This is a genomic window from Acinetobacter sp. V91_7 (genome assembly GCF_031799075.1).
GTDB classification, from domain to species: Bacteria; Pseudomonadota; Gammaproteobacteria; order Pseudomonadales; family Moraxellaceae; genus Acinetobacter; species Acinetobacter calcoaceticus.
The window spans coordinates 210,640-224,161 of the sequence record NZ_JAVQNT010000045.1 but is presented as its reverse complement, the minus strand read 5'-3'; the positions used below and the strand labels follow the sequence as shown (position 1 = coordinate 224,161).

General features: G+C 42.1%; 18 protein-coding genes. All 18 read right to left on the bottom strand.

What is annotated here, in order from left to right; genetic code table 11:
- Positions 1-3: 3 nt before the first annotated feature.
- Complete coding sequence (locus tag RMB03_RS20765) at positions 4-861, bottom strand: DUF2163 domain-containing protein (protein WP_311077437.1); 858 nt, start codon at positions 859-861, stop codon at positions 4-6.
- Positions 858-1,511, bottom strand: a complete 654-nt coding sequence (locus RMB03_RS20760) for a DUF2460 domain-containing protein (RefSeq protein ID WP_311077436.1) — start codon at positions 1,509-1,511, stop codon at positions 858-860. Before RMB03_RS20760 ends, RMB03_RS20765 begins: the two co-directional genes overlap by 4 nt.
- Positions 1,512-1,521: 10 nt before the next feature.
- Positions 1,522-4,308 (bottom strand): phage tail protein, encoded by a 2,787-nt coding sequence (locus RMB03_RS20755; RefSeq protein WP_311077435.1) that lies wholly within the window; start codon positions 4,306-4,308, stop codon positions 1,522-1,524.
- 79 nt (positions 4,309-4,387) lie between these two features.
- On the bottom strand, positions 4,388-4,972 hold the full coding sequence (locus RMB03_RS20750) for a hypothetical protein (RefSeq protein WP_311077434.1): 585 nt from the start codon (positions 4,970-4,972) through the stop codon (positions 4,388-4,390).
- A gap of 80 nt (positions 4,973-5,052) precedes the next feature.
- On the bottom strand, positions 5,053-5,280 hold the full coding sequence (locus tag RMB03_RS20745) for a hypothetical protein (RefSeq protein WP_311077472.1): 228 nt from the start codon (positions 5,278-5,280) through the stop codon (positions 5,053-5,055).
- 35 nt (positions 5,281-5,315) lie between these two features.
- A complete protein-coding gene (locus tag RMB03_RS20740) occupies positions 5,316-5,636 on the bottom strand; it encodes a hypothetical protein (protein ID WP_311077433.1) in 321 nt (106 codons plus the stop codon).
- A gap of 6 nt (positions 5,637-5,642) precedes the next feature.
- Positions 5,643-6,410 (bottom strand): hypothetical protein, encoded by a 768-nt coding sequence (locus RMB03_RS20735; protein ID WP_311077432.1) that lies wholly within the window; start codon positions 6,408-6,410, stop codon positions 5,643-5,645.
- A 62-nt stretch (positions 6,411-6,472) separates the two neighbouring features.
- The gene (locus tag RMB03_RS20730) at positions 6,473-6,916 is read right to left on the bottom strand and encodes a hypothetical protein (protein ID WP_311077430.1); all 444 of its coding nucleotides are present in this window, start codon (positions 6,914-6,916) and stop codon (positions 6,473-6,475) included.
- Positions 6,909-7,391: a hypothetical protein gene (locus RMB03_RS20725; protein ID WP_311077429.1), complete on the bottom strand. Its 483-nt coding sequence runs from the start codon at positions 7,389-7,391 to the stop codon at positions 6,909-6,911. Before RMB03_RS20725 ends, RMB03_RS20730 begins: the two co-directional genes overlap by 8 nt.
- Positions 7,392-7,398: 7 nt before the next feature.
- Positions 7,399-7,590, bottom strand: a complete 192-nt coding sequence (locus tag RMB03_RS20720; protein WP_311077428.1) for a hypothetical protein — start codon at positions 7,588-7,590, stop codon at positions 7,399-7,401.
- 9 nt (positions 7,591-7,599) lie between these two features.
- Positions 7,600-7,983 carry a DUF4054 domain-containing protein gene (locus tag RMB03_RS20715; RefSeq protein WP_311077427.1) on the bottom strand — a complete coding sequence of 128 codons (384 nt, stop codon included), beginning with the start codon at positions 7,981-7,983 and terminating at the stop codon, positions 7,600-7,602.
- A 9-nt stretch (positions 7,984-7,992) separates the two neighbouring features.
- Positions 7,993-8,370, bottom strand: a complete 378-nt coding sequence (locus RMB03_RS20710) for a hypothetical protein (RefSeq protein WP_311077426.1) — start codon at positions 8,368-8,370, stop codon at positions 7,993-7,995.
- Between the two features lie 12 nt (positions 8,371-8,382).
- Positions 8,383-9,363, bottom strand: coding sequence for a major capsid family protein (locus RMB03_RS20705; RefSeq protein ID WP_311077425.1), 981 nt, complete (start codon positions 9,361-9,363; stop codon positions 8,383-8,385).
- Positions 9,364-9,366: 3 nt separating this feature from the next.
- Positions 9,367-9,837 (bottom strand): hypothetical protein, encoded by a 471-nt coding sequence (locus RMB03_RS20700; RefSeq protein ID WP_311077424.1) that lies wholly within the window; start codon positions 9,835-9,837, stop codon positions 9,367-9,369.
- Positions 9,838-9,855: 18 nt separating this feature from the next.
- Complete coding sequence (locus RMB03_RS20695; protein ID WP_311077423.1) at positions 9,856-11,055, bottom strand: DUF2213 domain-containing protein; 1,200 nt, start codon at positions 11,053-11,055, stop codon at positions 9,856-9,858.
- 57 nt (positions 11,056-11,112) lie between these two features.
- Positions 11,113-11,364 carry a hypothetical protein gene (locus RMB03_RS20690; RefSeq protein WP_311077422.1) on the bottom strand — a complete coding sequence of 84 codons (252 nt, stop codon included), beginning with the start codon at positions 11,362-11,364 and terminating at the stop codon, positions 11,113-11,115.
- A gap of 59 nt (positions 11,365-11,423) precedes the next feature.
- Positions 11,424-12,236, bottom strand: coding sequence for a phage minor head protein (locus tag RMB03_RS20685; RefSeq protein WP_311077421.1), 813 nt, complete (start codon positions 12,234-12,236; stop codon positions 11,424-11,426).
- The gene (locus tag RMB03_RS20680) at positions 12,181-13,515 is read right to left on the bottom strand and encodes a DUF1073 domain-containing protein (RefSeq protein ID WP_311077420.1); all 1,335 of its coding nucleotides are present in this window, start codon (positions 13,513-13,515) and stop codon (positions 12,181-12,183) included. The genes RMB03_RS20685 and RMB03_RS20680 overlap by 56 nt, the downstream gene beginning before the upstream one ends.
- Between the last annotated feature and the right edge of the window lie 7 nt (positions 13,516-13,522).

Here is a 13,522-nt window from a genome sequence, read left to right as displayed (position 1 = left end):
AAACTAAATTGATGTTTCAGGAACTGGAACGAACGGCGCACCACGGAAACGAGCACGGTTGTTAAAACGGTTGGAACATGTATCAAGTCGCTTATCACAACCCGGATAAACTCGGATTGCTTCACCGATGTCAGGCATTTCTAAAAGCGGTAAAGTTAAGAGCAATGACCCTGCTTCATGTAAGCGCACAGTACGTTTAATACCGATATTTGCACCCTCTAAAAACTCTACAACACCTTGTGTAAACCAGCCCTGAGGCTGGCTTAAGTCACATAGGATTCGACTAGGCGTACTATTAGCTCCAATAGTCGTATTTACAGCAAAATCCGCACTTAGTAGTCCACATGCGCTATCAAACAAAGTATTTAAGCATCCTGGTGTATATAAATTCCGTGGCATTTGAAGTTTTAAATTGTCTACATCAGAAACCACACTTGCATTAATTACATAGCGATCAAGTTCGGGCTCAACAATACGGCCTTCAAATAAAACCAAAGTGCCGGCACTTGTATCAGTAGGTGTGTGCATATCCATGAATATGCGTTCCAACTTAAATCGTGCACCGTCTAATATGCCATTATGAAAAGCTTGAGCTACAGGAACATCGCCAAATTTGGTGCTTTCATTTGTTTCAATCGTGATAGATAAATTGTCCACCTCAATCCCCAAAGAAAGGCTTATTCCATCTCGGCTTATAACTGGACCATCAGCACGAAATTCTTTGCCCTGTACCGTCAAATTGACGTCATAGCTTGTATAACGATATTCAATGCCCTGTATGGTTGTGATGGTGTATAGGTCTGCCATGATAAATTGATCAGCATCTAACAGGGCAATTAATTGAGGTGATGCTTGTCTCATATCTTAGTCCCCAAGGATCCGATTAACTCAACCTTTCCAGCCTTCCAGAGCTTATGCATAAAGTTGACGTATTGCTGGGTGTCATCTTTAAAACGGCAACGGTAGTAAAAAGTACCAGTTACAGTCACTTCTACTCCTTCCTCGATCGGCTGTGAAAGTACATATTTACCGTCACTCGTTACTTGAGCTGATGAGTTATTCCACATCGGTTTTTCTTGGTTTGAGTTCCACATAGTTTTTACAGGAACTTGATTCCACATATTAGGATTAACTTCACCTATGATTTGCTCTTGTGTGTTACCTAAGGGCAATTGGCTCGTATGCATATCCTTGTATAACTGGAATGAAGTTGCAGCCCCATCCCCAACAAATGTGCAATTAAATTCATTATCATCCGGCATCTTGTAAAGAAATGAATCAAAAGCCCCACGGCGCTCTAAATAAAACCCTTGAAGTTGCTGCAACTCCTTTCTCCCCTTATTTTCACGCAAGAATGCGTAAGACAACGAGATTTCATATTTTGGTGCGGCCTGAAAGCTCGCACGGAGCTCTCGGCCATTAATTGAAGTCATGATCTTTGTATTGAACATGGGAGTAAGTGAGGTATCCCATTCAAGACCGGGTAATTCTGGAAATAAAACGTTTGACACTTACACCCCCTTATTTACCATTCTTACCGAATCCACGTGCATAGCTTTGCAGACCACCAGCAACCGCACGACCATTATTCTTAAACAATCGCTGAATACTCTTGGCATCGAGTGTATTAATATTTATGGTCGCCCCAGATCCGCCGCCTTCAGCTGCTGCAGCTGCTCCAAAACTTGCACCACTACGCATGGCTTTACCCATTTCACGAATGGTATTTGCATGTTGTGAAGGTAAAACCATTTCATCTTCATGAAGCTGGGTCACTGGATTCACACCGGATGGGATGTCATAACCGCCTCGAGCAGATTTAATCTTACCCGCTAAGCCTGCCACTAAACCGAATGCAGCCGCACCGGCACCAACGGCGAGAATAGGACCAATGTATGGAATAGCAACCATAGCTTTAAATGCGCCCGCCATAGCCTCCCACGCCGACATCATAATGCCCTTGATTGCCTCGGCTGCCTTTAAGCCCAAACGAGCTATACCACCCGCAGCAGTTACACTGGTACGTGTTGCTTCACCTGCGATCGTTGCACCTGTTTGTGCAGCCTGACCAGAGGCCTCGGCCGCTGTTTCTGCCCCGACAAACCCAAGCTTACGAGCTAACTTAATCGCTTGAATTCTGAGCCAGCCTTGAAGCTCTTTAGTTGCTGATTGCAATGCAAATGCACCCATATCAGCTAAAACTGCTTTAGTGGCATTACTCCATGTTAGAGTGCCATTCATTAAAGATTGAATGCCTTGATCCCAAAGGTTAGAGAGTCGAGAAGTGAAGCCGCCGAACTTAGCCTCAAAGTCTTTCATTTCCGCATCACTAATTAAGCCCATAGACTTGGTGTCAGCAACTTTCTGATCTGTCTCTAAATCAGACATGTTGTTTGTGATTTGGTTTTGATTACCTTGCTTACCAGTAATACTGGTTTGCTCATTCTCTAGTGCTAAACGCTCCCTAAGACCCTTTAACTTAATTTCACGCAGCTTATCTTCCTGTTGCTTCTCCAATTGAATTTTCTGAACATTTGAAATTTTCTTGGCATCATATTCTGCTTGAATACGCGCCATCTCAAGTTCATACATTCTTTGATTTTGTTGCTGATAATTGTCGATCTGTTCTTCACGAGCTTTTTTGTATTCCTCAAACTCTTTTAAACGGATAGTAATGATCTTGTCTGAAGCATCCTTTTCGGCCTTAACTTTTGCAGCGGCTTTTTCATCGGCAGTCATCTTAGATTTTTCAATCTCATCCAATGCCTTTTGCAGATCTAAAGCGACTTTCTTTTCTTCGGAAGCATATTTATACCGAATATCAGCCAGTGCTTTAGCTGCCTGTTCAGCTTGACGCACAGCATCGGATTTGCCCTGCTTTGCCTTATCCGACTTACCTCCATCTGGATTGAGTGCCTTATTTTGTCCGATACCAAAAGTAACCCCTTTACTGCCACCTCTAGCACCTAGTTGAGCATTTTGAATATCAATTTTAGCTTGGGATAAGCGATCAAATGAGGGAGTTCCGCTGAAGATATTTGATGCGGAATTAATTGCGGCTTTGGTGGTACCAGCAATATCAACCACCGTATCTTTGGTTTCAGTCCAGATTGCCTTAACACCACCCGCCAGAGCCTTACCTTTAGCCAGAATCCCATCCGCATTTACAAAGTTTACGGCGGTACTTCCAATGGTCCTTAGGTTACTCATCACACCAGACATTAATCGCACAAGATTTTGTAATCCAGCTCCAAGCCCAACAATAACAACTGCCACGCCTTTAGCAACTGAGCCTAAGGTCTGAATAACTCCGGTAAATGCTCCACCTTTTATGGTGCCATTCATAAAATGACTAATAACACCGCTTAAAGCGGGCATCACTGCTTGAGCCAATTGATTTTTTAAACCGGTGTACTGCATTTGAAGTACTTCGGTTTGAGCCTTTAATTCAATGGATTTTTGAATTGCCTCTTCACCCGTAATAATCCCTGCTTCTTCCATGGCAGACTGGTATTCTTTCCAAAGCTTACCGCCATCCTGCAAAATCGGAATCATAGCTGTAAGATCAGATCCCATACTTTCTAAATAAAATGACATTTGCTGCTGGTTGACTCCAGCTTCTTCCAGCTTATCAACATACGTTTGTAATGCCTCCACGCCATCCATCTTGGACATTTCTTCAGCAAGCTTTTTCGCACCTGCCGCACCACCTTCTGTTTTAACGGCAATTTGCTCAAAAAAGTCCATTGCACCACCAGAACCTACAGATGCAAATTCTCCAAGTTTTTCATTGAAGTCTTTCATCATGTCTGAGACTTTTTCTTGGGAAAACCCTAAAGTTTGGGCTGCGCCAGATAATCCCTGAAATGTTTGTATCGAAGTATTCGCCAGAGCTGAAAATCTTGCGAGTTCAACATTATTATTGGCAACTTCAATTGCTAGCGTCGCCATACCTGCAGCAGCTACTGCTGCTCCTCCCACAGCTAAACCCGCAACTGCCCCAGCCGCAACCAGTGCACCGCCACGTAGAGCTCCTAACTTGGAAGTAATACCATCAAATGCTGAACCTATTTTTGAACCGCCGAATGCTTCACTAATTTGGTTGCTAAAGCCTTCTGAAATTGACTTAGAAACATCATCGAACTGTCGTTTAACACCTGAAAGGTCAAACTTAAATTTCACCCCTTTGGTTGTGTTTTCAATTTCCTTGGCTGATTCAGTTACTATTTTTTCAGCATCATCCATACCCTTTTTAAGCTCGGATGTTTTTGCACCCACATGGACTTCAACGCGGTTGTTATTTGCCATACGAACCTCTTAGGCATAAAAAAACCACCCGAAAAGGTGGTTTTTAGATTATTAAAAAGGCACCCTAAGGTGCTTTAAGCTAGAATTTACAAGCTTTCTTTACTGGATCTATGTTCTTTTCAAATTCATCAAGGTTAAACTCGATAACAAATGGGCCTTGGCGGTGAATATTTACCTCAAGTAATAATTTATTATGGCCTTTTAGTTTCTCAATTAGTTGTTTTGGCTTTTCTGCAAAGAAAGTTGTATAAGACCCCTGTCCATTACTAAATGAAATATTAAAGGCTTTCTGGTTATCTAGTCTTGCTTTAATTGTTTTACCTAATGCATTTCCATACTCAGGACTTAAAGGTGTTTGAGTAGATAAAATTACATCAATCGATTCATCTTGGCATCTAAAGGTTAAATCAGGAATAACCGCCTGCGATGGGTCACTATTCTTCATCCAGATAGAATCAGATTTTAAAGTAACATAGACATTTTTTTTATCTGTCATTTTGGAAATATCTTCTTGATATTGCCACTTCGAATCTTTTGTTTCACTAGTGCTATTTTTAGCTTTATTTTCAGAACTGCTACCCTTTACACCTAACAAATTAAGAATAACACCCAAAAGAAAAAAACCTATAAATAGAATCAGCACCCACTTGAAAAACTTTTTCATGAATTCACCGGTTGTTATAAAGTAAGCATAATTTAACAAACCGATTACATTTTGTCATATCCAGATAAGTCAGGGCGGCCTTAACCACCCTGTGGGAAACTTTCTAATACTTCCAGCATATCGTCTTCGTCATCGTCTGAGATGGTTATTGCTGGGTCTGTCTCCTCAATTCCAGCGAAAGCTTCCAAGATACGGCAAAGACGTTGTATTCCAATATGTGCGGGAGGGTTACTTTGCTGATACGCACTTAGTGCTCTTAATCTAGGTAAATCAATTTCATTACGTACATAGTCGTAATCTTTACCCATAGTCAGCACTAAATGCGTGTACAGCTCCTCCCAGTTTATTCCCCCGAAGATTCACCTGCTGGTTTAGCTGTACCTGTATATTCCAAACCAGAGGTTTTAGTTACTATTGATAAAACCTCTTCCATGTTAGCCATATCTAAGAGCTCATCCGAAACATATTCACGGGTAATATCTGGATAATTTCGCTTTAAACAAACATGCGCCATATCAATAATTACCGAGACAGGGACATTATTTGATTTCAATTGTTCTTCAAATCGCTCAAGCGTACCCAATGGAGCCGGAGCAAAAATCCAAGTCTGACCATCAATTTCTTTACTATTACCACGAGGGTTTTCAACTTGCTTAAATTGCATCTGGTATTACTCCGATAAATCGATTTTGAAAACACGGTTAAGATCATCAGCCATAGGCTGAAATTCAAACTCAGGAATGTCGTAATCGTCCTGTTTTGAACTGAATCCAAGTTTGTTACTGGTACAGCGATAGAAATTCATGTGCATGAACTTACCCTTGTAATCACGCTGAAGATCCAAGGCAAATTCAGGTGTATAACCCATATCTAAGTTAGATACAGTGATTGACTTACCACCAGCAACTGTCGCGGAATATCGGAAGCTAATGAATACAATCTTGCCAACATCGGCTGTAGCAAAAGTATATGCTCCTGTCACGTTATCAACGCTGTATTGCCCTGCCGTTGGTGTTGAAGCTACACGTTTAAGCGGAATAGCCTTCCCATCAGTAACACCTAAATCCTTAACAAAAGTGCCAGCATTTGGAACTACAGGTGTAACCAAGCCGCCTGCTTGAATAGTTTCACCATTGATGGTTTGGGATACCGTCTCGATTCCACCTTCTGCAACAACGCCACCGAAGAAAATAGAATTTAGCAATGTTCCGTTAATACGCCCAAACGATGCTTTACCTTTAATAGATCCTTTACCACGTGCAGCATCTACAGCGAACTGCCCACGACCAAAGAGTTCTTTTAAATCGAAACTAATATCGACACCTACCGACTGCAATACCCCTACTTCAACTGGTGTGGGATTACTAATCGGCTGCCCATAAACGTCTTGAATCGGTGTAGCAAAGATTTTGCCGGCACCAAATAAATATTGAGCCATTTATTTTGACCTCTCTAAAATGACAAAACCGCCATAGAGGCGGTCATTAATTAAATGTTTTGTTAGTTAGTTGTGAGGATCCGGATAGGGATAATCGCAATCGCCTGATCATCTAGCATGTTTTCTACTGCTTCATATACTTCAACTGTGCCTTCGATCCAGCAATGTTCCACCAAACCACCTAAGGTTTGATATTCGCTAAATTCTGGATGGTCTGGCTGAATAGCTTCACGTACACGATCGATGAAAATATTCATCTGTGATGATGGTGGTTTATCTCTATCAGACTCATGGATATAGAGATAAACCTCGGCAGCAAGTTCAACTTTTGAATCTAAACCATGTACCGGTACTTCTTGCTGGTTGCCTTGTGTAATAAACATGGCTGGGCGCTGTTCTGGTGTTACATGGTTAAAATGACGTAAACGGCGACTTACCGTAATCAATCCTTCTACATTTGTACTTAACCGATCAAATAACGCTTGATAGATTGCTTCGCTATCCACCTGCTATACCTCGCTCAATTGCTGCATCAATATTTTTCGGAACAATCTTGGCTACCATATCCAGTGAATCACGCATGAAACGCAACTCCCTAAATCTGACGTTTCTTGAATGGGCTTTAATATTGACTTGAACTGGCGATATGGGTCGGCCAAAAGCCTGTTTTATTGTTCTAAGGTGAGCTTTCACCCCCATAGATCCATTTAAACCAAACTCATGTGCAGGTGCATAAGGTACCAATGCACCACCAGCTCCCACCGTCCCCTCTATCGAATCTTTATTCTCATCCACTTTAGATGAAACGGATCCACGTAAGCGGCCAGACTGTACATTAAGCCGTTGGCCACTCAACATGTCTTCCTGAACAATCCGCTGTAAGCGCAAAGTAAGAGCGTTAATCGTGCGTCTTACTTCAAACCTAATGCGATCATTCATCTCATCAAAGTTGACTCGAGTCTCAACACGATTATCACTCATGGCCTATTTACTCTTTTGCGGAGGCTGCCGATTTCTTTGGCTCAACCACTTCGACATAACGCTCAAAACCTAGAGGCTTTAACATATTAATAATGTCGTCCTCAGATTCTAAAACACCATTTTTGATATCTAGGTTTTGACCAGCAATAACGATTTTTGTTGGCTTATAGCCTTGGGGTGCCTGATATTTAAAAGGCATGGGATTCTCCTATACAACAAAAACACCAACGCCTAAGCGATTAGGGTTTGTGCCTTCGTCATCAATTGGAATTGAGTTTTTTAATGCAAGGTAGCGTTGGCCATACATGCTGAGATCATAGAAAGCTTCTTTCGATGATCGTGAATAACTCACACTTTGACCCGCAATTGTCATGCTCGATGCGGTACCAAAAGCAGCACCATTGCCGCTTACGGTACCAACTTTAAGAATGTGTGCTGCATATAGACCTACAGCACGCTCCTTTAATGCCCCGAACTCAATTTGAGAAACAACCAGCTCAGCCTCTTCTAAGGCATCCTGAATTTTATCATTAGGCAAATTTACCAAGGCTGTATCAGACGAGTACTTCTGGCGAAACGTTTGTACGTCCATAGGTCCACCTTATTCCTTAGCTTGAGCTAACTTTGCTTGTAACTGCTCAAGTGTTTCATCGTCACTGAACGTTACTTCAAGCCCTGCTAGTTCAGCTCTCACGGTGGCCAAAGCAGCTTCATCAGTTGGCTTTTGCTGCTCACCAGCTGCATCGTTTTGTTTACCACCTTTACCACCACGGCCACCCGTTTTACCTGCTGCTTTGGGCTCTTCACTCGGAATTTCCTGAACTTCAAGCTCTCCTTTTTCAATGAGTGATTTAAAGGCTTTACCTTTTGAAATACGTGCGAGATCCGCAGCACCAACTTCCACAGTTTGACCCAGACCGACTTGAATCCCATCAAAAGAAAAAGCGGCCTGAGAGCCGCTATAAGTAATTTTTGGCATGTTTAGTTTTCCTTATTCAACATCGTAGTAGCGGAGAGAATCGACACGTTTTAAATAGACACCCTCATACATATAGTGTCCTGGTGTTCGCATCACATAATTGATAGGTTGAGCTGCTAAGAATTCCAGTTCATTACAACGGAAAGTAATGCAGCTTGGATCACGGCGGTAAATAATGCTACGGTCAGTACCACCTTCACCTTTACCTTCAAGCATACTTTCAGAAGTGAATGTCAGAGTTTTACCTTGCATTGCAAAGGTGTTCTTTTCCTTAATATATTCAAGGAAGGTTTTCCCTGCTGAATCGGGAACGATACGACTAGCGAGAATGGTGAACTTATTCTCAGGCATTACAAAAGTATCAGGCTGAATACTGCTATCAAACTTAGAGGCATTCGAAGCGCCTTTAATTGCCTTATTGATATCGGCAAGAACGGCTTCAACTGTAGCTGTTGCATAATCAACCGTAGAGGAAATAACCTCTACACCAGTCTGATTATAGAAACCAAGTAAACCCGATTCAGGCTCTCCAAACCATGCAACGTCACTCATATGGTTTTCATAAGCCAGACGAGCCGCTTCAACTTTATCAGTCGTTAATTGAATGCCTGCTTTTAGGGCTGCTGCAGCTTCAAAAATACTGATTTCATAGCCAATTACACCCGGCTGTACAGTAAGTTTAACTTCGTCATAAACCACTTCTGCTAAGGGAACATCGTTGCCAGTACCTGCGAAACGTTTACCACGGCCGACACCTTTCTTACGTTGTAAGACACTTGCGGATCCCATTACTGCGCCGTCTAATGACTCAATAGGCAAATATTTTGCATAGGCTTGAGCTTCGGCAAGCTGTGGTGTCATTTCATCAATCGATTCAAGTTTTAAAAGTAACTTGGCAAAGTTATCTAAATTGAATGCATCACCTACAGCAGCTTGAACACCATGGGCTACAGCAGTTAAGCGAATTTTCATCCGTTCTAATTGTTTTGACATTGTTTACGCTCCACGTAATCGAAGAATTGCTAAGCCATCTGGACCCGTAATGGTTTCCCATGAGGCATTAGGTAGTTCTGTTGAATCTAATGCTGCAGAAGAAAGTGAACCAAGTGGTGCTTGCGCTGTAGGGTTTGCGGTACGCACATATACCTTTGCATTAATATCAATCACTGGTGCTGAAGACTTCACCCAGATAGAACCAATCTGCATAACAGGCGCACAGTCTTTGGCTTGATATGCTTCCTTACCTAAGGCGTTTTTTCCAGATTTACCGACGTGCTGTAAAACCACCACACCAAACTTTGTATTAGTAGCACCAGTTACCGCAGTAACAGTTTTGCCATCAGTGGACTGAACCACCACTTCACCGTCACTTATCACAGTATTACCCGCAACCGGTAAAGATAAAATTTCTTCGGGCATATGTAGACGTGCACGCATACCCGGAATAGCTTGAGGGGTTAAAGACATTCTCTATTCTCCAGTTTCTTAGAAGCTTTTTTTCCAAGCTTCTTTTTTGTTGTTAGGTTTAAGTTCCCCATCCTCTGGTTTGCCATCACCTGCTTTTATGTTTTGCTGCTGATGGAGTGCATCACCTACAGGATTTGAAGGATGAATACTTTTCAGAGCAGATAGGGCTCGGAATGCTGTATCAATCTGCTCAGGCTTCGCATCACCGACTGACACACTACCCAACACTGCCCCCACCAAGGCATCACCCGCTTTTGCAGCAAGCACATCGCGTTTGATTTGCTCGCATGTGCACCCTTCTGTTTTTACTGTTGGCACCAAGGCTTTAGCATCAGCAATCACAGCAGCACGTTCTGTTGCCGCTTGTTCTAGCTTTTCAGGCGTCATCTGGTTCTTTTCCAGATCACCGACTTTCTGCTCAAGCGTGGTTTTATCGGTATGCAATTGATCTACGACCGCTTGAACGGCGTTTAGTTCATCACCGATAGAAAATTGCTTATCACCAACTTTAAGTTTTGCAGCCTTCAAGTTTTCCAGCTGCTCTTGTTGCTGCTTTAATGCATCCGCCAAGGGCTTGTTATCGCCAATATCAAAACGAATACCGTTTACACTTACTTCCATTATTTTATTCCCCTTAGGTGGAGTTTGCTTTTGGTCACCGATGCGGCAATCACCACCGCAACGGCCATATTTAACTAGCGCCATGTGGTCGCCATTAAAATTAATAAATTTGGCTTGGTATGGCGTTCCATCAGGCGCCGTACCTTGTTCAACGACGAATAAAGCTCCATAGCCAAGCGACATTTCTAGGCGCTCGTTGCTTTGGATCAGATCAATGCTGATCTTGTCTTTAATGAGCAGATCACCCACCAAATAATCGCCTTCCTGTCGGACGTTCTCACAATAGCCAATGTGATAATCCTTCCAGTTAGAGGCATTAATTTCATTCTTTGGCGGGTGATAGTCAGTGACGTCTACACCGTTAAAACTTTTTATAGTCTCAGGCTTAAAAAGCTCATCAGCAGGTGTGTAGACATTGATAATTTGATCGGGTGAGTAACCTTCTAATGATGGGAACTCATACGCATAGTACTGGCGTACTTGAGGCGCTTTAGCTAAGCGAACATTGACACATTTCAGATACCCTTCTTTGGTAAATGAGCGCGTCGATTCGCTTGGCGCAAAGTCACCAATTTTGAGTTGGTAAATGGTTTTCATAAATTGCGCTCAATAAAAAACCCACCGAAGTGGTGGGTTCTTGTAATTACAAGTACATTAAGATTTAGATTTCACCTCATTAATCTTTTCTTGAAGAGCTTTAGCTGTTTGCTCATCCAGCGATACATTTAAACCATGATAAGAGAGCATGAAACGTCCATTTGCATCAACTACTTTGATATTCTGAATATCATTGTGCGGAACCGCGAAATGAAAGCTATCGCTCGATCCTATAAAAGATAGTCCAACTACTTCTTTTAATGAATTTGGATCGTTATATGTTTCTACAGCTAAATGAGATAGTTTCATATTCATTCCTATTTAAAACAAGTTGAAAATCAATCTATATCAATATCATAACTACCAAGTTAATCAACCAAAATATCCTCATAGTTAGGCAATGCAGTACAACGACACCGTATAGGCAGACCAGGATGTCCACCCGCTGGAGGGGAATCCCATCTAAAGGTTTGGCCTTGCTTGTGTTGATGATCAGGCCGCACTCGCTCATCTTTGGCCGTTTGCCATGTATATGTCTCAACACCCATTGAAAGCTGTCGGGCTTGGTTAATTTGGCCGTTAATCTTACCCATCTGATCACTAGCAATAAGACGTGCACGGTAATCAGTAGATAATCCTAATTGCTTAATTGCTTTGGCCAACTCTTCATTTGTTTGGCCAGTCTGCAAAGCGTTGGTAATTAATACCTCAAGCTTATCTGCGTATTGCTGCGGAATAGACTTAATCAAACTGACATTAGCCGTGATATTTAGATCTACTTCGTCTTGAATATCAGCAGCTCGATAGAACGGTGTTAGATCCACTCCAATAATTGATTTGGTGTGTTCTGCTATTTGCTTATCTACTTCCTTTTGTGTGTCAGTCACAACCTTTGTTGCTAGAGGCCTAGAAACCTCAACAACATACTTTGTGAGCTTTTCCCGAAAGGTCCACATCATGTCCGAAAACCATGCATCACCGATGTTCTGGCCTACAGTTGGAATGACTAGATCCTTAGTTTGGTCCTGACAGTATTTTGAGATAGCTAGTAATTGCCGTGTGTAATATAGCTCTACACGGCGATTTACGTGCACGGCCCTCGGCTTAGAAGCTTTACGACCTTTTTTACGTTTCTTCGCCTGCTGGAGGTGTGGTTTCAGGATCTGAATTATCGTCGTCATTAGGCTTCACCATTGTCTCAAGATCTTTGATATGTTCTTCATCTATCACTGAATAAACACCGTCAATAACAAGCTGTCTTGCTATCTGTGGTTCTGTAATAATGCCCATCTCTAAATACTTGGAATCCCGTTCTGCGTTAGCTTTTTCAACCTCAGAACGGACCTTAGCATCCAATTGCCATAACGGATTAAATACAACATCTAAGCTATGGAACTGACGACCAAAGGTAGCTTGAATAATCACTTTTAAAAGCTTAAACATGAAAGGCTTTAAGGACCATATTTGCTTAGTAGCGATACTGTCGTAATAGTTCCGTGTGTCATGTTCGCCTGTCGCATTCATCCCTGCAGGAGATTGGCCGAATAAAATCGTATAAGGCATATCAGCAGCACCAGCAGCTTGAATAGAGAATTCACGCATTAGATCAGGCAAACCACCAAAGCTATAAGACTTTGAATCGTATTCCTCGTCTTTATCCAAGACGAGCATACCGTTTAAACCCTTTAGCAATCCGACACTGAGAAAACGTTCAACTACGGATTTCATGTCCTCCTTGATCTTATCGACCAAGTTGGGGGTTCTAATCACGTCAATTTTTGATTCATGCACAAGACTCGCTGAGGCTTTCTTAACAGCAGCATGATCAAGCAAGTCCTCGTAAACCTCCTGTAAAACACTTACAGGCTCTTCATTGACTACATCTGCATGACCAAATTTAATTAAGCGAGTGTGGTGGATCCGTTGGTTAGACTTTCCATCGAGCTTTAGCTTGTAAAATTCAGGTTGCTTTAAAAGTCCGCCCGCTTCATTTGGTGGTAAGTACTTTGAATTATCGGTTTCAATCTGCTTTTTCTTGAGTACCGTGAAAAACTCTAAACGGCCAACGCCCAACTTGTTTAAATCAAACGGTTGATCTAAATTGCCGCCGTCCACAGTCCCTAGAAGCACATAGCAAACGCCATATAAGCGAGAAAGGATCAAACTAGATAAGAGCACCCCATCTAAGTTAAAAGCTTTACACGCCTCTTTAAGCTTCAATAAATCGTTATCTTGAATCCCTTCAAAAAACCATCCAGCTCGGAGCATGTCACTTGCTGGGCGGTTTACGATGCGCTTAGCTAACCAGTGTTGATACACCGCTTCTAATTGCTCATCAGGAATTACTTTCTTAACGAAAGATCCGTGAGAAGCTTTGTCACGTTCGGTACCAATATTTGAGACAAAGTTTGTATATGCCCCTGCATCGCCAATTGCATCGGGCTTTTTAGTTTCAGCCATAATTTCC